Genomic DNA, 20,360 nt, shown 5'->3' on the forward strand with positions numbered 1-20,360 from the left:
TGGCCTTCGGATTCGTCGGTTCCCATGGGGCAGGTGCTGATTGTCACGTCCGTAAAAGAACGGATCGGACGACCTTTGTCATATAGAGGGGTGTTAGCTTTCGGAGCTGACCCCGAGACGGAAGCGAGCGTAGGGACCGATGGGACGAGCGGAAGAGAGACGAGCGCGACAGCGCGGTGGCCACCGCGCGGCGCCCAGGCGCCGCCGCTCCGCACCCACGGCCGGCGCCACCGGCTCGGCGGGCGCCCCGGCCGGTGCTCCGGCCGGCGGCAAACCCGCCAAGAGTTTCATACGCAGGCTCTTCACCTGGAAGAAGATCCTCGGCACGCTCTTCGGCATGTGCCTGCTGGTGATCCTCGCCTTCATCGGGCTGTATCTGTACGTGGACATCCCGGCGGGCAACGCCGCCGCCCAGTTGCAGAGCAACATCTACAAGTACAGCGACGGCACGATGCTCGCCCGCACCGGCGACCTCAACCGTGAGAGCGTCGATCTCTCCGAAGTCCCCAAGGACGTCCAGCACACCTTCGTCGCGGCCGAGAACAAGTCCTTCTACCACGACGCCGGCGTCGACCTGAAGGGCACCGCCCGCGGCGTGCTCAACACCCTCATGGGGCGCGGCACCCAGGGCGGTTCGACGATCACCCAGCAGTACGTCAAGAACTACTACCTGGACCAGAACCAGACCGTCTCGCGCAAGCTCAACGAACTGGTCATCTCGCTGAAGCTGGACCGCCAGAAGTCCAAGGACTACATCCTCGCGGGCTACATCAACACCAGCTACTACGGCCGCGGCGCCTACGGCATCCAGGCCGCGGCACAGGCGTATTACCACAAGGACGCCAAGGACCTCAAGGTCCAGGAGGGCGCCTACCTCGCCGCGCTGCTCCAGGCGCCGAACCAGTACGACTGGGCGCTGGCCACCGACACGGGCAAGAAGCTGGCGCAGGCCCGCTGGAACTACGTCCTGGACAACATGGTCAAGCAGAACTGGCTGGACGCCGGCAAGCGCCAGGCCATGACCTTCCCGGTACCGAAGGCGCCCAAGGCGGCCCCCGGCATGAAGGGGCAGACCGGCTACCTGGTGGACGCGGCCAACGTGCAGCTGGAGAAGCAGCTGGTCGCCCAGGGCAAGGCCAACACCCTCGGGGACGCCGAGGCGTTGGTGCGCAAGGGCGGCTGGACCATCACGCTCAACATCGACAAGAAGAAGCAGCGCCAGCTGGAACAGGCCGTCAGCGAGCAGCTGATCGGCAAGCTGGACGCGAAGAAGCGCTCCGTCGACGGCAACGTCCAGCCCGGTGCCGTGTCCGTCGACCCGACGACCGGCAAGGTCCTCGCCATGTACGGCGGTCCGGACTACTTCAAGCACTTCACCAACAACGCGACCCGGCGTGACTACCAGCCCGCCTCCACCTTCAAGCCGGTGATCCTGGCCGCCGCGCTGGCCGACGGCGCCACGACGCAGGACGGCCAGCCCATCACGGCGAGCACGGTCTACGACGGCACCAGCGGCCGCCAGGTCGTGGGCAGCAAGGTCGGCTTCGGCCCGCCGAACGAGGACAAGCAGGACTACGGCCCCATCACCGTCCAGACGGCGATGAACAAGTCCGTCAACTCCGTCTTCGCGCAGATGGGCGTGGACGTGGGCATGAGCAAGGTGATGGACGTGGCCGGCAAGCTCGGCATGGACACCAAGGGCATGGAGGCCGTCCCCGCGCAGACGCTGGGCTCCATGGGCGCGAGCCCGCTGGAGATGGCCGGCATCTACGCGACCCTCGACAACCACGGCAAGAAGGTCACCCCGACGATCATCAAGTCGGCCGACCACAAGGACAGCAGCATCACCCTGCCGGACCCGATCGGCGACGAGGTGATTCCCCGGACGGCCGCCGACACGGTCACCTCGGTACTCACCGGCGTGGTCGACGACGGTACGGCCAGCAAGTCGGTGGCGGACAACCCGGCGCGCGACGGCCAGCAGGTCGCCGGCAAGACGGGTACGTCCGACAACAACAAGTCGGCCTGGTTCACCGGCTACACGCCCGGCCTGGTCACCTCGGTCGGCCTGTTCGGCGAGGACGCCAAGACCCACGCCCAGGTGCCGATGACGGGCGCGACCGGCCTGGTCGCCCCCTCCGGCGGCCCCGGCCGTGTCGCGGGTGGCAGCTACCCGGCGAAGATCTGGGCCGCCTACACCTTCGGGGCGATGGGCGACGTCAGCAAGTTCGACCTGGACACCACGCAGGGCGCGGCCGTCCAGCCGACCTACACGCCGACGCCGTCGTCGCAGCCGACGCCGTCCAGCAAGCCGTCGCACTCGCCGTCCGGCAAGCCGTCGACCTCCACGTCGCCGTCCCACACGCCGACGCACTCACCGACCCAGTCGCCCACCCAGTCGCCGACGCAGACCCCCACACAGACGCCGACGCAGACACCGACGGGCACCATCACGGACAATCCGCTCGATCCCGGCGGCGGCCAGAACTTCGGCCAGAACGCCGGGCAGTAGGAGCACGCCGGCCGGCAGCAGCACACGCGAAGGGCGCCCGGGAAGTCCCGGGCGCCCTTCGCGTCGTGGATCCGGAAGACCCGGTCAGTACCGGCTCAGCCCCGGTTCAGCTCGAACCAGACCACCTTGCCGGTGCTCAGCCGGGTCGCGCCCCAGCGCCGGGCCAGCTTGTTGACCAGGTACAGGCCGCGCCCGCCCTCGTCCGTGGCCCGCGCCTGCCGCAGCCGCGGCAGCTGCGGCACATCGTCGCCGACCTCGCAGCGCAGCACATCCGTGCGCAGCAACCGCAGCGTCACCGGCCGCGACGCGTACCGTACGGCGTTCGTCACGACCTCGCTGACCAGCAGCTCCACCGAGTCCGACAGATCCTCCAGGTCCCAGCGGGCGAGCGCGCGCCGGGCCAGCCGGCGGGCCTGGCCGGGGGCCGTCTCCTCCGGCTCCAGCCGCCAGTACGCGACATCGCTCGGCGCGATCCCGTCGAAGCGGGCCGCGAGCAGCGCGATGTCGTCGTCCCGGTCGCCCGGCCCGAGCATGTCCAGCACCTCGTCGCACAGCGCCTCCAGCGGCGGCGGATGATCGGGGCCGGTCAACCGGGCGGTCGCGGCGAGCTTCTCCCGCAGCTGCTCTATGCCGGTCCACACGTCCCGCAGCCGGGACTCCACCAGACCGTCGGTGTACAGGAGCAGCGTGGCCCCGGCGGGCGCGTCCAGCTCGACGGCCTCGAAGTCGACGCCGCCGACCCCGATGGGCGCGCCCGGCGGCACCCGCAGCACCTCGGCCCGGCCGCCCAGATGCAGCAGCACGGGCGGCGGATGGCCGGCGTTGGCGATGGTGATGCGATGGGTGACCGGGTCGTAGACGGCGTACAGACAGGTCGCCATGCGGTCCGTGCCGAGCCGCTGCGCCTGCTCGTCGAGGTGGTGCAGCACCTCCTGCGGCGGCAGGTCGAGCCCGGCCAGGGTCTGCGCGGTCGTGCGCAGCTGGCCCATGATCGCCGCCGAGGTCATGGAGTGGCCCATGACGTCGCCGACGACCAGCGCGACCCGGCTGCCGGGCAGCGGGATCGCGTCGTACCAGTCGCCGCCCACCCGCGCGGTCTCGGCGGCCGGCAGATACCGGGAGGCCAGCCGCACGCCGGTCGGGCGGGGCAGGGTCTCGGGCAGCATGGTGCGCTGCAGCTCGTCGGCGATATAGGCCTCCCGGCCGTACAGCACCGCCTTGTCGATGCCGAGCGCGCTGTGTGTGGCCAGCTGGGCCGCCACCAGAAGGTCGTCGGCCTCGAACGCGAGCCGCTCCGGGCGGCGCAGGAACAGCGCTGCGCCGATCACCCGGCGCCGGCCGCGCAGCGGCGCGAGGATCGCGTGCTGTCCGGGCGGCACCACCGACTCGCCGCCCTCGCCGAGCAGTTCGGGCAGCGCGGCCCGCGCGGCCGGCGCGTCCGCGAACACCGGCCGGACCCCGCGCAGCACCTCGTTCAGCGCGCCGCCGGGCCGGACCTCGCACAGCTCGGTGGTGAGCGAGGACAGCTCGGCCAGCGGGCTCGGTTCCGGCTCCGGCTCGAAGGCGGGCGGCAGCAGCACCCCGTCGGTGTCCCGCTCCTCCGGTATCCGGTCGGTGCGGCGCAGCCTGAGCACCACCGGCCCGGTGGGCCGCTCGTCGCCGACCGGCAGCGGGTCGCGCAGATAGACCAGGATCGCGTCCGAGAACGTCGGTACGGTCGCCCGGCACAGGCCCATCACGATCTCGTCCAGATCGAGGCCGCGCGCGATCCGCCGGGTGGCCGCGCCCACGAATCTCAGCCGGTCGCCGTCGCGTCGCATCGGCGTCGGCCGGCCCGCCGGCAGACCGCGTCCGGTACGGCGGTCCTGACCGCCCTGCGTCCGTTCCTGCTCGGCACCGGGCTGCGGCGGAATGGCCTCCGGCGCGGGGCGCGGGCGGTGAGCGCCGGGTTCCGTGGCTGCGGGCTGGGAGTGCTCGGGGACGTTGACTGGGGGCTCCTTCCCCTTGCCGACCGGGGCCTGCGTCCCCTTGCCGTCCTTTCCCTTGCCACCGGGCGTGGCCGTGCCCGGCCCGGACGGCGTGCCCTCGGCCCGCGCCTGCGCCGGTAAGGCCGGGGCGCCGGCCGGTTTCGGGGTACGCAGGAGCGCCCCGCGGCCCTCCGCGGGGTCGGCGCCCTGGGGGCGCTCGAAGGAGGTGGGCTGCTCCGTCACGCGTGTCGCATCCATCCGTACGGCGCTGCGCGCCGCGCGCGCAGTTGGTCCCGCAGAAGTCCCGATACCCGCAATAGGTGCCCCAGGAACGGAATTCCCGCGCGGTCAGAGGTTCCTGTGTCACCGGCGAGCCTGGCGCGGCCGACGTCGGTGGTGCCGTGGTGCCCGTCGCTCACGTGCTGCCGCCCCTCGGTGACGTTCGGTCAAGCCTGGCGCATGCTCCGGTAGTTGCTTGTGTGCGCCCTTGCGGAGGACGATCCTACGTTTCATGCCCGGGGGCGCATCAAGGGTCTCATGAGGACACGTGCGCGGGCGTAAGGTCCCAGCCCTCGGGGAGAGAAGGTACCGCCCAGGAGGGATCCGGGCGCCAGTGCTGCCAGCCGTCCGAGAACGGCGGCCCCCAGGCCTCGATCGCCTCGACGGCGTCCCGCCCGGCCGCCCGGACCCGCTGTGCGGTCCGCGCGTCCATCAGCCCGTCCCGCTGGGCCTGCGCGAACTCGTCCTCGTCACGCCAGTGCCAGCTGCGGTCGGGGTGGACCGAGATGTCCAGGAAGTAGTCCTCGGAGTCCACCCCGCCCGACCAACGGCTCAGCGGCTGTTCGAGGTTGACGTACCAGTTCTTGAACCGCCAGCCCGGCTCCCAGAACAGCCACACCGACCAGGGCCGGCCGGGCTGGGCCAGCTTCAGCACACCGGTGCCGAACCACCGGTCCCGCTGCACCGTGCGCGGCTTGGTGTAGCGGGAGTCGAGCGGCTCCATGTGCACCGGAGTGCCGTCGGCCAGAACCGGTTTCATGCATTCCGTGCCGGGGGCCAGCCACACCGCGAGCAGATCCTCGTCGTCGCGTACGACGGTGACGGGCCGGGCGATGTGGAAGTGCTCGCCGGCGTTCTCCCGGTAGCGCCACAGGATCCGGGTCCCGGGGATCCAGTGGGCCGCAGCTCCCGCGTCCGCGCGTGTCATCGCTCCGTCGTCCGTCATGGACAGATATTAGGTGCCGTGGACATACGGCGCTGCGGCGCACATCACGGTTCCGCCGGTGGCCGGAAAGATTCGCTCAAGGTTACGGATGTGTCATCCGCAGGACATCCAGCGCCTCGTCGAGCTGTTCGCGCGTCAGATCGCCGCGCTCGATGTACCCGCCGTCCAGCACGACTTCGCGGATCGTCCTGCGCTCCGCGAGGGACTTCTTGGCGACCTTCGCGGCCTCCTCGTAGCCGATGTACTTGTTGAGCGGGGTGACCACGGAGGGCGACGACTCGGCGTACTCGCGGGCCCGTTCGCGGTCGGCGGTGATGCCGTCGACGGTCCGGTCGGCCAGCAGCCGGGAGACGTTGGCGAGCAGCCGGACGGATTCGAGGACGTTCTTGGCGATGACCGGGAGCATCACGTTCAGCTCGAAGTTCCCGGCGGCTCCGGCGGTGGCGATGGTGGCGTCGTTGCCGACGACCTGCGCGGCGACCATCAACACGGCTTCCGGCACGACCGGGTTGACCTTGCCCGGCATGATCGACGAGCCCGGCTGCAGATCGGGCAGCCGGATCTCGGCGAGCCCGGTGCGCGGCCCGGAGGACATCCAGCGCAGATCGTTGGCGATCTTCGTCAGCCCGACCGCGATCGTGCGCAGCTGACCGCTGGTCTCCACGATCCCGTCCCGGGCGCCCTGCGCCTCGAAGTGGTCGCGGGCCTCGGTCAGCGGCAGCCCGGTGGCGCGGGCCACCTCCCGGATGACGGCGGCGGAGAAGCCGGACGGGGTGTTGATGCCGGTGCCGACGGCGGTCCCGCCCAGCGGCAGCTCGGCGAGGCGGGGGAGGGAGGCCCGCAGCCGTTCGACGCCGTACCGCACCTGGGCCGCGTACCCGCCGAACTCCTGGCCCAGGGTCACCGGGGTCGCGTCCATCAGATGTGTGCGCCCGGACTTCACGACATCGGCGAACTCCTCGGACTTGCGGGTCAGGGACGCCGCCAGGTGCTCCAGAGCCGGGATCAGATCGTGGGTGACGGCGGCGGTGGCGGCGATGTGGATGGACGACGGGAAGACGTCGTTGGACGACTGCGAGGCGTTCACATGGTCGTTGGGGTGCACGTCACGGCCGAGCCGCTCGCTCGCCAGGGTCGCGATGACCTCGTTGGCGTTCATGTTGGAGGACGTCCCGGAACCGGTCTGGAACACATCCACCGGGAAGTGCTCGTCCCATGCGCCCGCGGCGACCTCACCGGCCGCCTGCTGGATCGCCTCGGCGACCTCCTCGTCCAGCACCCCGAGTTCGGCGTTCACCTTCGCCGCGGCCGCCTTGATCCGGGCCAGCGCCTCGATGTGGGCCCGCTCCAGCCGCTGCCCGGACACGGGGAAGTTCTCCACGGCGCGCTGGGTCTGCGCCCGCCATCTGGCATGGGCCGGGACCCGGACCTCGCCCATCGAGTCGTGCTCGATCCGGTACTGCGGCTCTTGCGTCGTCATCGTCGTACCTCCGAAAAAGGCAGCACATGTCGGCGCATGTGTATTCCCTCCGCGGCTACCGGCCAGTAAAAACCCGGGGCAACACCTGCTTCTGCCGGTACTTCTGCTTCTGCTTCGGGGAGGCGTCATGCATCGCTTCAGATCCAGGATCAGACCAACGGCCGTCGCTGTCGCGGCGGCCGCCACCGTGTTCGCGGGCCTCACGGCCCCCACCGCCCACGCGGCCCAGAGCGCCGCCGCCCTGCCGGCCGAGCTGGAACGCATCCGCGCCACAGAGGCCACCGCCCTGTACGGCGACCCGGCCGAGCGGCCCCTGGCCGACCGTAAGGCCGCGCTGATCTCCCTCGGCGACAGCGAGATCTCCGGCGAGGGCGTCGGCACCTACGAACCCGGCACGAACGGGCCCGACAACTGGTGCCACCGCTCGCCCGACTCCGCCATCCACCGCACCGGCATCCCCGCGGACGTCACCTACAACGTCGCCTGTTCGGGTGCCTCCACCGGCAACATCCGCATCGGCGGCAGCAAGCAGTACGCCGACGAACTCGTCCAGAGCGACAGCCTGGCGATCAAGGCCCGCAATACCCGCGTCACGATGATCGTGCTGGTCATCGGCGCCAACGACGACCTCCAGTTCGGGCCCGTCATGACCGACTGCGTCACCCGCTACGTCACCCTCCAGGGCCCCTGCGAACCCAAGTACGCGCCCGGCTGGCAGGCCCGCGTCGACGGCCTGGTGCCGAAGGTGGAGGCGACGGTCGCCGACCTGAAGACGGTCATGCGCGGCGCCGGCTACGGCGACGACGACTACAAACTCGTCCTCATGGGCTACCCGAGCCCCATCGGCCCCGACATCCACGACAACCCGAACTTCCCCGGCAAGCTGCCGGGCGGCTGCATGGGCTACGACTCCGACGCGGCCTGGGGCCGCGACACCGCCGTCCCGCTCTTCGAACGCGGAATGCGCACGGCGGCCGAGCAGAGCGGCGCGTACTACCTCGACGACTCCCGCCTCTTCCAGGGGCACGAGGTCTGCATGGAGGACACCTGGGCGCGCGGCCTGTACGTCGACCTCGGCAACCCCTTCCCGCCCGACTCCAACTCGGTACGGCAGTCCTTCCACCCCAACTACCGGGGCCACGGCGCCTTCGCGTCCTGCCTCACCCAGTTCTACGACTCCGGCTACCGCGAGGCGGGCTGCGCCGACCCGGCGAGCACCGGCAGCCCGAAGCTGTACCCGGGCGCCTGGGACGACGCGTTCCGTCCGCTCACCGACCAGGCCACCGGCAACTGCCTGGACGCGTCCGGGGGTTCGAGCGCGAACGGCACCGAGGTGATCGGCTGGGACTGCCACGGCGGCCGTAACCAGGGCTGGTGGTACGACCCCGCCGAGCGCTCCCTGCACCTGGAACTGACCCACGACCGCTGTCTGGACGTACCGGGCGGCTCCTACACGGCCGGCACCGGCCTGATCGTGTGGAACTGCCACGGCGGCACCAACCAGCAGTTCGTCCGGGACTCGGGGACGATCCGTCCGGCGGCGGCGGAGGGGCTGTGCCTCACGCAGGCCACCGCCAGGGACCGGATCCGGCTGCAGAACTGCGACGGCTCGGCGGCCCAGCGCATCGGCTGAGCCGGCGGCCCGGTCCGCGCCCGCTTCCGCGAACGCTGCGGAAACGCTCCGGAGGTGTCCCGGAAGCGGGCAGGGAGGCGATCAGGCGAGACCCGGGCCCCGTACCGGGATGCTGGTGAACGTCGGCTGCGGAGCCGGGTCCTGGAAGAAGTCGTTGCCCTTGTCGTCGACCACGATGAACGCCGGGAAGTCCTCGACCTCGATCTTCCAGACGGCCTCCATGCCCAGCTCCTCGTACTCCAGGACCTCGACCTTCTTGATGCAGTCCTGGGCGAGGCGCGCGGCGGGGCCGCCGATGGAGCCGAGGTAGAAGCCGCCGTGGGCGTCGCACGCGTCGGTGACCTGCTTGCTGCGGTTGCCCTTGGCCAGCATCACCTTGGAGCCGCCCGCGGCCTGGAACTGCTCCACGTAGGAGTCCATGCGCCCGGCCGTCGTGGGACCGAAGGAACCGGAGGCGTAGCCCTCGGGGGTCTTCGCCGGACCCGCGTAGTACACCGGGTGGTCCTTCAGGTACTGGGGCATCTCCTCGCCCGCGTCCAGCCGCTCCTTGATCTTGGCGTGCGCGATGTCACGCGCCACGACCAGCGGGCCGGTCAGCGACAGCCGGGTCTTGACCGGGTACTTGGTCAGCTCGGCGAGGATGGTGTCCATCGGCTGGTTGAGGTCGATCCGCACCACGTCGGACGACTCGTCGAGGTGCTCGTCCGTGGTCTCGGGCAGGAAGCGCGCCGGGTCCCGCTCCAGCTGCTCCAGGAAGACACCCTCGGCGGTGATCTTCGCGACCGCCTGGCGGTCGGCCGAGCAGGAGACGGCGATGGCGACCGGGCAGGACGCGCCGTGCCGGGGCAGGCGGATCACGCGGACGTCGTGGCAGAAGTACTTGCCGCCGAACTGCGCGCCGATGCCGATCTTCTGGGTCAGCTCGAAGACCTGCTCCTCCAGCTCCTTGTCCCGGAAGCCGTGGCCGAGCGGAGAGCCCTCGGCCGGCGCGTTGTCCAGGTAGTGCGCGGAGGCGTACTTCGCGGTCTTCAGCGCGTACTCGGCGCTCGTGCCGCCGACGACGATCGCCAGGTGGTACGGCGGGCAGGCGGCCGTACCGAGCGAACGGATCTTCTCCTCCAGGAATTTCATCATGGAGGCCTCGTTCAGGACCGCCTTCGTCTCCTGGTAGAGGAAGGACTTGTTGGCGGAGCCGCCGCCCTTGGCCATGAACAGGAACTTGTAGGCGCCGCCGTCGGTGGCGTACAGCTCGATCTGGGCCGGCAGGTTGGAGCCGGTGTTCTTCTCCTCCCACATGGTGAGCGGAGCCATCTGGGAGTACCGCAGGTTCAGCTTGGTGTAGGCGTCGTAGATGCCGTGCGACAGGTGCTTCTCGTCCGCGCCCTCGGTGAGGACGTTCTGCCCGCGCTTGCCCATCACGATCGCCGTGCCGGTGTCCTGGCACATCGGCAGCACGCCGGCCGCCGCGATGTTCGCGTTCTTCAGCAGGTCCAGCGCGACGAACTTGTCGTTGCCCGACGCCTCGGGGTCGTCGATGATGCGCCGCAGCTGCGCGAGGTGCGCGGGCCGCAGGTAGTGCTGGATGTCGTGGATGGCCTCCTCGGCCAGCTTGCGCAGCGCCTCAGGCTCCACCGTGAGGAACGTACGGCCGTCCGGGCCCTCGACGGTCGAGACGCCCTCGGACGTCACCAGCCGGTACGGGGTGGTGTCCTCACCTTGGGGGAGCAGATCGGTGTACGCGAACTCAGGCATCTCAGCCCATTCCTCACTCTGACGGACGGCCGCCCGCCGACGCTGGCGGGCCTCACCAGCCTAGAACCTGCCACCGACACGGAACCTGTGAGGTAAGGCTCAGTTCGACACGCCCCGGTTCTCCACACCCCTAGTCGCGATCTATCGCGTTTGGGTACGCTGATGCCGTGGACCTTCAGAAGCCCGCCCGTACCCAGGACGCCGCACCGGGCGTCACCGAACTGCGCGCCTCGGACGCCGACCGCGACCGGGTCGCCGACATCCTGCGCGAGGCCCTCGCCGAGGGCCGGCTGACCGCCGACGAGCACGCCGAGCGCGTCGAGGCCGTGCTGCACGCCAAGACGGTGGGCGAGCTGGACGTCTTCGTCCGGGACCTGCCCGCCGCCCACCGGGGCTCCGCCGGCCCGGCCTGCACACCGATACCGCCCCGCCCCGCCCCGGGTGAGATCCCGCCCGAGGCCGACGCCAATGTCGTCGCCGTCTTCAGCAGCGCGGTGCGCCGCGGCCGCTGGCGCGCCGGGCGCCGACTGCACGCGTACTCGGTCTTCGGCAGCGTCGAGATCGACCTCAGCGAGGCGATCTTCGAGTATCAACAGGTCGTGATCAAGGCCGTCTCGGTCTTCGGCGACATCCAGATCCGCGTCCCGGAGAACGTGTCGCTGCGCGGCACCGGAGGCGGCGTCCTCGGCAACTTCGAGGTGGACACGCTGGACTCGGTCGAGTCCGACGCGCCGGTCGTCTACATCGACGGCTGGGCGGTGCTCGGCAATGTCGAGGCCCGTCCCAAGCGCGGCAAGCGCGTGTCGGACATCCTGGAGCGGGTGCAGGACAAGGTCGACCGGAAACTGGAGCGGGTCCAGGACAAGGTCGACCGGAAGATGCGCAAACACCTGGGCCGTTGACGGTCGCGAATCCGCCGGTGAACGGAAGGGTCCGCTCCCCCTGGACGGCCACGGCAGGGGCGTGAACCAGCCGCCGCGCGCCCGCGGCTCGGAACGCTGTGCATAGGCGCGCGCACAGCGGGTAGGGCTTGCTGCATCGTCTCTCGCTCGCGAAGCCGTCGTCAGGAGTAGACCGTGCTGCAACCGCCGCATTCGTCTCTGCAGGTAGCCGCCGTTCCGGCCCAGCGGGGGCCAGTGCAGGACAGGGATCAAGACGCTCCCTGGCACACCGAGGCGGTGTGCCGGCGTGACGAGGCTGGCTTGTTCTTCGCGCCGTCAAAAGAGCCGACCGCCGCCCGGCTGTCGCGCGAGGAGGCGGCCAAGCGTGTCTGCGCCCGCTGCCCGGTGATGGTGGAGTGCCGCGAACACGCCCTCCTCCAGCCCGAACCGTACGGCGTCTGGGGCGGCCTCACGGCGGCTGAACGCCGGGTGGTCCTGGCGCGGCGCCGCCGTCGCGAGCTGGAACTGAAGAAGGCGGCACGGGCGACGACGAACCGCATGGCCGGTTAGGGCGACAGACCCTAGGACCCCGAAGCGACCGAAGCAGGGGCGCCCTCTCCGCACCGAGGGCGCCCGCTTCTTCTTGTCTCCTGTTGTCTCCCGGTCTCCTTGGCGGCCGCGTGTCTACTTGGCGCGGTCGAAATCGACCGCGCTGTAGGCCCGCAGCTTGCTGAGCCGGTGCTCGGAGTAGATCTTGCGCACCGTCCCCGACTTCGACCGCATCACGATCGACTCGGTCAGTGCCTTCTCCGACCCGTACTGAACGCCGCGCAGCAGCTCGCCGTCGGTGATCCCGGTGGCGACGAAGAACACGTTCTCGCCCGAGACCAGGTCATCGGTGGTGAGCACCCGGTCCAGATCGTGCCCGGCGTCGATGGCCCGCTGCCGCTCCTCGTCGTTCTTGGGCCACAGCTTGCCCTGGATCGTCCCGCCCAGACACTTCACGGCACAGGCCGAGATGATGCCCTCCGGTGTGCCGCCGACACCGAGCAGCAGGTCGACGCCCGTGCCCTCGCGCAGCGCGTAGATCGAGCCCGCGACATCGCCGTCGGAGATCAGCTTGATGCGCGCACCGGCCTCCCGGACCTCCTCGATCAGGCCCGTGTGGCGGGGCCGGTCGAGGATGACGACGGTGACGTCCTCCGGCGTGGCCTTCTTCGCCTTGGCGATCCGCCGGATGTTCACGGCCACGGGCGCGTCGATGTCGACGAAGTCGGCCGCTTCCGGGCCGGTGACCAGCTTGTCCATGTAGAACACGGCGGACGGGTCGAACATGCCGCCCCGCTCGGCGGCGGCGAGGACGGCGATCGCGTTCGGCATGCCCTTGGCCGTCAGCGTGGTGCCGTCGATCGGGTCGACCGCGATGTCGACCTCCGGACCGGTGCCGTCGCCCACGTGCTCCCCGTTGAAGAGCATCGGGGCCTCGTCCTTCTCGCCCTCGCCGATGACGACGACGCCGTTCATCGACACGGTGGAGACGAGGGTCCGCATGGCGCGCACGGCGGCGCCGTCGGCGCCGTTCTTGTCACCGCGCCCCACCCAGCGCCCCGCGGCCATGGCGGCGGCTTCGGTCACCCGGACGAGTTCCAGGGCAAGGTTGCGGTCGGGAGCCTCGGCGGGAACATCGAGCTCGGACGGCAGATGATGATTTTCGGTCATCGGAGCGCACCTTTCTGATACGACGACGGCCGGATGAGGGTATTGGTCCTGACTCTATCGTTAGGCAGACAAAATGAGCAGGGGGCCCCACGGATGAGCGCCGGGGGCACCTGCGACGATAGAGGGCGTGGCAGGTTCGAACGGCAAGCAGAAGACGGCCCGGGACATGGTGCTCTCCATGGCCCTGATCGGCATCGCGGCGATGGGCATCTGGTTCTTCGCCATCCCGCACGACGATCACGCTCCGAAGCTCGAGCGGAAGGACTACCGCGTCGAGCTGCTCACGGCCCGCCGCGGGGCGAGCTACCCGGTGGCCGCCCCCGAGGGCCTGCCGAGTGCGTGGAAGGCGACCTCCGTGCGCTTCCAGCATGAGAACAGCGACCGCTGGCACCTGGGCTTCCAGACCCCGGACAGCCAGTACGTGCAGATCGAGCAGTCCACGCAGAAGCCGGCCCAGTTCATCGACGACGCCAGTCAGGGCGGGTCCGCGACGCAGCAGACCGAGACGATCGCCGGCCGTACCTGGACCCGCTACTCGGGCGGTCGCTACGACGCCCTCGTCCTGAACGGCACGCAGGGCTCCACCACGGTGGTGGCCGGCACGGCGTCCTTCACGGAACTGACGAGGATGGCGGCGGCGCTGAAGATGCAGTGAGCCCCCGCGCACGCACCCCGCGCATACGGGACGCGCACGCACCCCGCGCATACGAGAAAGGCCCCCGGCGGTGCTGGGGGCCTATTCGCGTCTCCGGAGAATCCGGGCGGCTCAGACGGTCGTGACGACGTCGACGTACGCCAGGCGCGGCGAGCGCGGGTACCAGGCGTCCTGGCCCGGCCTGCCGATGTTGACGATCATCAGCGGGGTGTGGTCGTCGTCCAGGAACTCCTTGCGGACGCCCTCGAAGTCGAAGCCGGTCATCGGGCCGGCGGCGAGGCCCGCGGCGCGGACGCCGACGATGAAGTAGGCGGCCTGCAGTGCGGCGTTCAGCGCGGCGGAGCCCTCGCGGGCCGGGCGCTCGGCGAAGAAGACGTCCTTGGCCTGCGGGAAGGCCGGGAACAGGGCCGGCAGCTCCTCGTGGAACTCGTTGTCCGCGGAGAGGATCGCGACCAGCGGGGCGGTGGCGGTCTTGGGCTGGTTGCCCTCGGCCATGTGCTGGACCAGGCGCTCACGGGCCTCGGGGGAGCGGACCAGGGTGATGCGCAGCGGGGTCTGGTTGAAGGCGGTGGGGCCGTACTTGACCAGGTCGTAGATCGCTTGGACCTGCTCGTCGGTAACCGGCTCGTCGGTGAAGGTGTTCGCGGTGCGGGCCTCGCGGAACAGCAGGTCCTGGGCTGCGGGGTCAAGAACGAGAGACATGCGTGGACTTCCTAGGTGGCGCCTTGATCCGACGTACCGGACCGTGGTCCGGATCGGCTGACAGGGCGACTCTACGTCAGTGAAGTTCAACCTTCAACAAAGACGGGGGTGTGGTGACCCGCTTCACAACCCCGGGCCGACGCCTACTCGGCGTCCTCCTCCTCGGCCTCCTCTGCGAGCGCCGCGTCCAGCCGGGCCCGCGCGCCCTCCAGCCAGCGCCGGCACACCGTGGCCAGCTCCTCGCCGCGCTCCCACAGGGCCAGGGACTCCTCCAGCGTCGTACCGCCCGCCTCCAGGCGTCGTACGACCTCGATCAACTCGTCCCGCGCCTGCTCGTAGGAGAGCGCTTCGTCCACCTTGCTGGTCATTCGCCTACCTTCACCGTGAATTCACCGTCGGCCACGCGGGCCCGCAGGCTCTCGCCGTCGCTCACCTCGTCCGGCCCGCGCACCACATGTCCGTCCGCCTTCTGCAGCACCGCGTATCCGCGTCTGAGGGTGGCCGCGGGGGAGAGCGCCACCACGCGCGCGTGGGTGTGCGTCAGCTCCGAGTCCGCGCGGTCCAGGAGATGCCCGAGGGTGCGCCGGCCGCGCTCGGCGAGCGAGGCGACCTGCTCGGCGCGCTCGTCGACCATCCGGTGCGGATCCTCTATCGAGGGACGGGCCAGCGCGTGCGCGAGCCCCCGCTCCTCGCGCTCCACGAACGCCCGCACACACCGCCGGGCCCGGTCCCGCAGCATCCGCACCCGCTCGAACTCCTCGCCCACGTCCGGTACGACCTTCTTGGCCGCGTCGGTGGGTGTGGAGGCGCGCAGGTCGGCGACGTGGTCCAGCAACGGGTTGTCGGGCTCGTGCCCGATCGCGGAGACGACCGGCGTACGGCAGGCGGCCACGGCGCGCACGAGCTGCTCGTCGGAGAACGGCAGCAGGTCCTCCACGCTGCCGCCGCCGCGCGCGACGATGATGACGTCCACCTCGTCGGTCTCGTCCAGCTCCTTGACGGCCTGCACGACCTGCGGGACGGCATGCACACCCTGCACCGGGACGTTGCGCACCTCGAAGCGGACGGCAGGCCAGCGATGCCGGGCGTTCTCCAGCACGTCCCGCTCCGCGGCGGAGGCCCGGCCGCAGACCAGCCCGATCAGCTGCGGCAGGAACGGCAGAGGCTTCTTCCGCTCCGGCGCGAACAGGCCCTCGGCGGCGAGCGCCTTCTTCAGCCGCTCCAGCCGGGCCAGCAGCTCGCCGACGCCGACGGGTCTGATCTCGGCGGCGCGAAGGGACAGCTGGCCGCGCGGGGCGTACCACTCCGGCTTGGCGAGTACGACGACACGGGCGCCCTCGCCGACCACGTCCGCGACGGTGTCGAAGACCTGCCGATAGCAGGTCACGCTCACGGAGATGTCGTACGACGGATCCCGCAGCGTCAGAAACACGACCCCGGCGCCGGGCCGCCGCGACAACTGCGTGATCTGCCCCTCGACCCACACCGCGCCCAGCCGGTCGATCCACCCGCCGATCAGCCGGGAGACCTCGCCTACGGGGAGGGGCGCCTCGGGGGTCGTGTTCGCAGCCATGCGTCGAGCCTAGCGGCGGCCACTGACAGGGCAGCGCCGTCCGCTTGCCCAGGCCCTGTCGTCAAACTCCCTCCCCCACTGCCTTGAGGGCGTGGGAGGTGCCCCCAGGCCCGCCCTCCGGGCGGACGACCGGAGTTTGGCGACAGTGCCGAGTGCCGCTGGGGCGGCACGGGTGGGCGCCGGGGCCCCTCTGGGGGAGGCACCCGGCCCGGCCCGCGCCGGTAAGCGCCCGCCCGCCACCAGCCGGCCTCGGCTACTCGGAAGCCGTCACCCGCCCCCGCTGCCCCACCAGCACCAGTACCCCCACGGCCAGCCACACCGCCCCCACCACCTGCGCCACACCGCTCGCCGCCACGATCACCGCGACCGTGATCACCGCCCCCGCCCCCGGCACCAGCACATGCCGCCACCAGCTCGGCCGCCCGCCCCGCCGCCGTACCGCGAAATGGCCCACCACGCTCGCGTGCAGCAGCGTGAACGCCGTCAGCGCGCCGATGTCGACGACCGAGACGAGCTTGTCCAGGCCGTCGTCCCGGCGCGCCGCCCACCCCGCCGCGACCAGCGTGATCACCGCCGAGCACAGCAGCGCGACCCGCGGCACGCCCGCATCCGTGCGGGCCAGGGCGCGCGGCAGCCGGCGGCCGCGGCCCATCGCGAACAGCAGCCGCCCCGCCGCCGCCTGACCGGCCAGCGCCGCGAACGCCGCCCCGACCGCCTTGCTCACGGCCACCAGATCGTGCAGCCAGCCCCCGACCGAGACGTCCACGGCGTCGTAGAACGCCGAGCCCTGCTTGCCGGGCTCGGCGGCCAGCCGCGCGGACGTCGTCGGCTCCAGCAGCGCCACCAGATACGTCTGCGCCACGAACAGCGCACCCGCCAGCGCAAGGCAGCACAGCAGCGCCCGCGCCACCTTCGCCGAACCCCCGGTGACCTCCTCGGCGAACGACGCGATCGCGTCGAAGCCCAGATACGACAGCACCGCCACCGACACCGCGCCGAGCACCGCCGCGAGCGCGAAGGGGCCCTGTGTGCGGTCTCCCGACAGCGGCGACCACAGTCCCCGGTGCGCCCCGTCCCGCGCCAGCACCACGAGCGCCGCCACCACGAACACCAGCAGGACGACGATCTCCATGGCCAGGACGAGGAAACCCACGAGCGCCGCCGCCCGTACGCCCCACAGGTTCAGCAGAGTCGTCACGCCGACGGCCAGCGTGGTCCACACCCACCGGGACACCTGCGGGACCAGCGCGTTCATCGCGATCCCGGAGAAGAGATAGGCCACCGCCGGGATCAGGACGTAGTCCAGCATCGCCATCCAGCCCGCGATGAACCCGGCGTCCTCGCCGAGCCCCACGCGCGCGTAGGCGAACACCGAACCGGCCTGCGGTACCACCCGCACCATCTGCGCATAACTGAATGCGGTGAACCCCATGGCGACCGTGGCCACCACGTACACCAGCGCCACCGCGCCGTGCGACGTCGCGTCGAGCGTGCCGAAGACGCCGACCGGCGCCATGGGGGCGATGAAGAGAAGCCCGTAGACCACGAGGTCGCGGAAGCCGAGGTTGCGCCGCAGCCTCTGGTGCTCATCCGTCGAGGCCGTGGTCTCCGTGCCGGACATGACACCCAGTGTTCCCCGCACGGCACCGGGGACGCGATCCCGGCGCCGCCGAACGCACCCTTACGATGGGACGCATGACCGCTTCGCCTGGCCGCCGTGTCCTGCTCGCCGCCCCCCGGGGCTACTGCGCCGGTGTGGACCGCGCCGTCATCGCCGTCGAGAAGGCCCTGGAACAGTACGGGGCCCCGATCTACGTCCGGCACGAGATCGTCCACAACAAGTACGTGGTGCAGACCCTGGAGAAGAAGGGCGCCGTCTTCGTCGAACGGACCGAGGAGGTGCCGCCGGGCAACATCGTCATGTTCTCGGCACACGGCGTCGCCCCGGTCGTGCACGAGGAGGCCGCGCAGGGCCGCCTCGCCACCATCGACGCCACCTGCCCCCTGGTCACCAAGGTCCACAAGGAAGCCGTCCGCTACGCCAAGGAGGACTACGACATCCTCCTGATCGGCCACGAGGGCCACGAGGAGGTCATCGGCACCTCCGGCGAGGCCCCCGAGCACATCCAGCTCGTCGACGGCCCCGAGGACGTCGCCAAGGTCGAGGTCCGCGACCCCTCGAAGGTCGTGTGGCTGTCGCAGACCACCCTGTCCGTCGACGAGACCATGGAGACCGTCGACGCCCTGAAGACGAAGTTCCCCGGTCTCGTCTCCCCGCCCAGCGACGACATCTGCTACGCCACGCAGAACCGCCAGCTCGCCGTGAAGCAGATGGGCGCCGAGGCCGAACTGGTCATCGTCGTCGGCTCGCGCAACTCCTCCAACTCCAAGCGGCTCGTCGAGGTCGCCAAGCTCGCCGGCGCCCGCGAGGCCTACCTCGTGGACTTCGCCGACGAGATCGACGAGGCCTGGCTGGAGGGTGTGACGACCGTCGGCGTCACCTCCGGCGCCTCCGTCCCGGAGGTCCTGGTCGAGCAGGTGCTCCAGTGGCTGGGCGAGCGCGGCTACGGCGACGTGGAGATCGTCAAGGCGGCCGAGGAGTCCATCGTCTTCTCGCTGCCCAAGGAGCTGCGCCGCGATCTGCGCGACGAGGCGGCCGCCCTGGCCGCCGAGCGCGGCGGCAGCGGCCCTTCCGGGGAGTGACTGTCAGTCCCGCGTCGTAACGTAGTGCCATGCAGATCTTCGGCGTGGACATCGGCGGATCCGGGATCAAGGGCGCCCCAGTGGACCTGGACAAGGGCGATCTGGCTCAGGAGCGCTGCAAGGTGCTCACCCCCCACCCGGCGACACCGGACGGTGTGGCCGACGGCGTGAAGCAGGTCGTGGACCACTTCGGCTGGACCGGCCCGGTCGGGCTGACCTTCCCCGGAGTGGTCACGGGCGGCGCCGTGATCCGCACAGCGGCGAACGTCGACCCGAGCTGGGTCGACACGGACGCGCGCGCGTTGTTCACCGGCCGGCTGGGCGGCCTGCCGGTGGTCGTCCTGAACGACGCGGACGCGGCGGGCGTCGCCGAGATGCAGTTCGGCGCCGGCCGGGACCGCAGGGGCACGGTCATCCTGCTCACCTTCGGCACCGGCATCGGAAGCGCCGTCTTCGTGGACGGCGTCCTCGTCCCGAACACGGAACTGGGCCACCTGGAGCTGAACGGCCACGACGCCGAGAAGCGCGCCTCCAGCAAGGCCAAGGAGGACCACGACCTGAGCTGGGAACACTGGGCGCAGCGCGTCCAGAAGTATCTGGCGCATGTGGAGATGCTGTTCTCGCCCGAGCTGTTCATCATCGGCGGCGGCGTCAGCCGCAAGGCCGACAAGTTCCTGCACTTCCTCGACGACATCAAGGCCGAGATCGTCCCCGCGCAGCTGCAGAACAACGCGGGGATCGTGGGAGCGGCGATGAGAGCCGCCCAGCTGGCATAGACCACCAGCCCTCCAGGGCGCGGCCGCCACGCGGGCGCCCGGGTCCGGCGTTCAGGTGCGGCGCCGGCGCGCCCGTACCCACTGCGCCCGGCGTACGAGCCCGATCACTCCGGCGAGCAGCGTCCCGAGGTACAGCCAGCCGGCCTGGGTGGCGAGCCCGGTGAACAGCCCCATCAGCCGGCCGAGCAGCCCGCCCTGGCCGTCCACGGCGGGCACCAGACCCACGGCGAACGCGATCGGTACGACGACGGGGGCGGTCAGCACGTCCCCGGCCCGCACCCACAGCCCGGTCAGCACACACACCGGCAGGAACAGTACGCCGTACACCGTCAGCGCCCCGCCGAACAGCAGCGCGTCCAAGCAGCCGAGCAGGAACATCACGACGGCACAGAACAGTCCGCTGCCGAGCCCGGTGAGCCGAGGGTTCGGCAGCCGGGGGCCCGCCGCCGCCCCGGCGGCCCGCCCCTGCCGTGCACCGCGCTCCCACCGCTGCGCCCGCCGCGCCCCTGACCCCGGTCTGCCCTCCCCGCCCGGCCCACGCTGGGCCTGTGAGGGCAGCTGAGTGCCACGTCGCGGTCCGTCGGGCGAGGGTCGCGATCTGTGTTGCTCCACTGGACCAACTTAGGTCTGCTTATGTGTCGAATCACCCATCAGACACGCCGGTGGGAAGAGCTTGGCCAGCCGTTCGAAGCTCCCGGGAGCCGCCCGGCACAGACGCCGTAAACTGGGGGATCGGTCAGTGTCGGACTCTGGCCCCTGGCACCCCCCTGGCCCACTCATCT

17 protein-coding genes are annotated in these 20,360 nt (G+C 70.8%); 7 read left to right on the plus strand and 10 right to left on the minus strand.

Annotated elements, in window-relative coordinates:
* Positions 1–139: 139 nt before the first annotated feature.
* Positions 140–2,512 (plus strand): transglycosylase domain-containing protein, encoded by a 2,373-nt coding sequence (locus IE277_RS17660; protein ID WP_189953487.1) that lies wholly within the window; start codon positions 140–142, stop codon positions 2,510–2,512.
* Between the two features lie 95 nt (positions 2,513–2,607).
* Here IE277_RS17660 and IE277_RS17665 read toward each other — a convergent pair whose 3' ends face one another.
* From IE277_RS17665 to IE277_RS17675, 3 genes are all read right to left on the minus strand, one after another.
* A complete protein-coding gene (locus IE277_RS17665; RefSeq protein WP_373310806.1) occupies positions 2,608–4,737 on the minus strand; it encodes a SpoIIE family protein phosphatase in 2,130 nt (709 codons plus the stop codon).
* A 277-nt stretch (positions 4,738–5,014) separates the two neighbouring features.
* The gene (gene fomD / locus IE277_RS17670) at positions 5,015–5,704 is read right to left on the minus strand and encodes a cytidylyl-2-hydroxypropylphosphonate hydrolase (protein WP_189953491.1); all 690 of its coding nucleotides are present in this window, start codon (positions 5,702–5,704) and stop codon (positions 5,015–5,017) included.
* 82 nt (positions 5,705–5,786) lie between these two features.
* Entirely contained in the window at positions 5,787–7,184 is a 1,398-nt protein-coding gene (locus IE277_RS17675; RefSeq protein ID WP_189953494.1) for a class II fumarate hydratase, read from the minus strand.
* A gap of 127 nt (positions 7,185–7,311) precedes the next feature.
* Here IE277_RS17675 and IE277_RS17680 point away from each other — a divergent pair, with 127 nt between their 5' ends.
* The gene (locus IE277_RS17680; protein WP_189953496.1) at positions 7,312–8,817 is read left to right on the plus strand and encodes a ricin-type beta-trefoil lectin domain protein; all 1,506 of its coding nucleotides are present in this window, start codon (positions 7,312–7,314) and stop codon (positions 8,815–8,817) included.
* An 81-nt stretch (positions 8,818–8,898) separates the two neighbouring features.
* On the opposite strand, the gene IE277_RS17685 is transcribed toward IE277_RS17680, so the two are convergent.
* Complete coding sequence (locus IE277_RS17685; protein ID WP_189953499.1) at positions 8,899–10,569, minus strand: fumarate hydratase; 1,671 nt, start codon at positions 10,567–10,569, stop codon at positions 8,899–8,901.
* Between the two features lie 167 nt (positions 10,570–10,736).
* Between IE277_RS17685 and IE277_RS17690 the strand changes: the two genes are divergently transcribed.
* Together IE277_RS17690 and IE277_RS17695 are read left to right on the plus strand one after the other, a co-directional pair.
* Positions 10,737–11,471 carry a DUF1707 SHOCT-like domain-containing protein gene (locus IE277_RS17690; RefSeq protein ID WP_189953501.1) on the plus strand — a complete coding sequence of 245 codons (735 nt, stop codon included), beginning with the start codon at positions 10,737–10,739 and terminating at the stop codon, positions 11,469–11,471.
* Between the two features lie 174 nt (positions 11,472–11,645).
* Positions 11,646–12,020, plus strand: coding sequence for a WhiB family transcriptional regulator (locus IE277_RS17695; RefSeq protein ID WP_189953503.1), 375 nt, complete (start codon positions 11,646–11,648; stop codon positions 12,018–12,020).
* Between the two features lie 114 nt (positions 12,021–12,134).
* Here IE277_RS17695 and glpX read toward each other — a convergent pair whose 3' ends face one another.
* The gene (gene glpX, locus IE277_RS17700; protein WP_189953505.1) at positions 12,135–13,169 is read right to left on the minus strand and encodes a class II fructose-bisphosphatase; all 1,035 of its coding nucleotides are present in this window, start codon (positions 13,167–13,169) and stop codon (positions 12,135–12,137) included.
* 127 nt (positions 13,170–13,296) lie between these two features.
* On the opposite strand from glpX, the gene IE277_RS17705 reads away from it, so the two are divergent.
* Positions 13,297–13,824: a DUF4245 domain-containing protein gene (locus IE277_RS17705; protein ID WP_189953507.1), complete on the plus strand. Its 528-nt coding sequence runs from the start codon at positions 13,297–13,299 to the stop codon at positions 13,822–13,824.
* Between the two features lie 111 nt (positions 13,825–13,935).
* On the opposite strand, the gene IE277_RS17710 is transcribed toward IE277_RS17705, so the two are convergent.
* The 4 genes from IE277_RS17710 to IE277_RS17725 all read right to left on the minus strand — a co-directional run bounded on the left by IE277_RS17710 (position 13,936) and on the right by IE277_RS17725 (position 17,720).
* Positions 13,936–14,526, minus strand: coding sequence for a malonic semialdehyde reductase (locus tag IE277_RS17710; protein ID WP_189953509.1), 591 nt, complete (start codon positions 14,524–14,526; stop codon positions 13,936–13,938).
* 143 nt (positions 14,527–14,669) lie between these two features.
* A complete protein-coding gene (locus IE277_RS17715; RefSeq protein WP_189953511.1) occupies positions 14,670–14,894 on the minus strand; it encodes an exodeoxyribonuclease VII small subunit in 225 nt (74 codons plus the stop codon).
* Positions 14,891–16,099, minus strand: coding sequence for an exodeoxyribonuclease VII large subunit (xseA, locus tag IE277_RS17720; RefSeq protein WP_189953512.1), 1,209 nt, complete (start codon positions 16,097–16,099; stop codon positions 14,891–14,893). Before xseA ends, IE277_RS17715 begins: the two co-directional genes overlap by 4 nt.
* A gap of 253 nt (positions 16,100–16,352) precedes the next feature.
* Positions 16,353–17,720: an APC family permease gene (locus tag IE277_RS17725; protein ID WP_189953514.1), complete on the minus strand. Its 1,368-nt coding sequence runs from the start codon at positions 17,718–17,720 to the stop codon at positions 16,353–16,355.
* Between the two features lie 65 nt (positions 17,721–17,785).
* Between IE277_RS17725 and IE277_RS17730 the strand changes: the two genes are divergently transcribed.
* Together IE277_RS17730 and ppgK are read left to right on the plus strand one after the other, a co-directional pair.
* The gene (locus IE277_RS17730; RefSeq protein WP_189953516.1) at positions 17,786–18,802 is read left to right on the plus strand and encodes a 4-hydroxy-3-methylbut-2-enyl diphosphate reductase; all 1,017 of its coding nucleotides are present in this window, start codon (positions 17,786–17,788) and stop codon (positions 18,800–18,802) included.
* Positions 18,803–18,831: 29 nt separating this feature from the next.
* Complete coding sequence (ppgK, locus tag IE277_RS17735; protein ID WP_189953517.1) at positions 18,832–19,578, plus strand: polyphosphate--glucose phosphotransferase; 747 nt, start codon at positions 18,832–18,834, stop codon at positions 19,576–19,578.
* Between the two features lie 51 nt (positions 19,579–19,629).
* Here ppgK and IE277_RS17740 read toward each other — a convergent pair whose 3' ends face one another.
* Positions 19,630–19,956 carry a DUF6542 domain-containing protein gene (locus tag IE277_RS17740; RefSeq protein WP_373310816.1) on the minus strand — a complete coding sequence of 109 codons (327 nt, stop codon included), beginning with the start codon at positions 19,954–19,956 and terminating at the stop codon, positions 19,630–19,632.
* Between the last annotated feature and the right edge of the window lie 404 nt (positions 19,957–20,360).

This window comes from Streptomyces alanosinicus (assembly GCF_014650595.1).
GTDB lineage: Bacteria > Actinomycetota > Actinomycetes > Streptomycetales > Streptomycetaceae > Streptomyces > Streptomyces alanosinicus.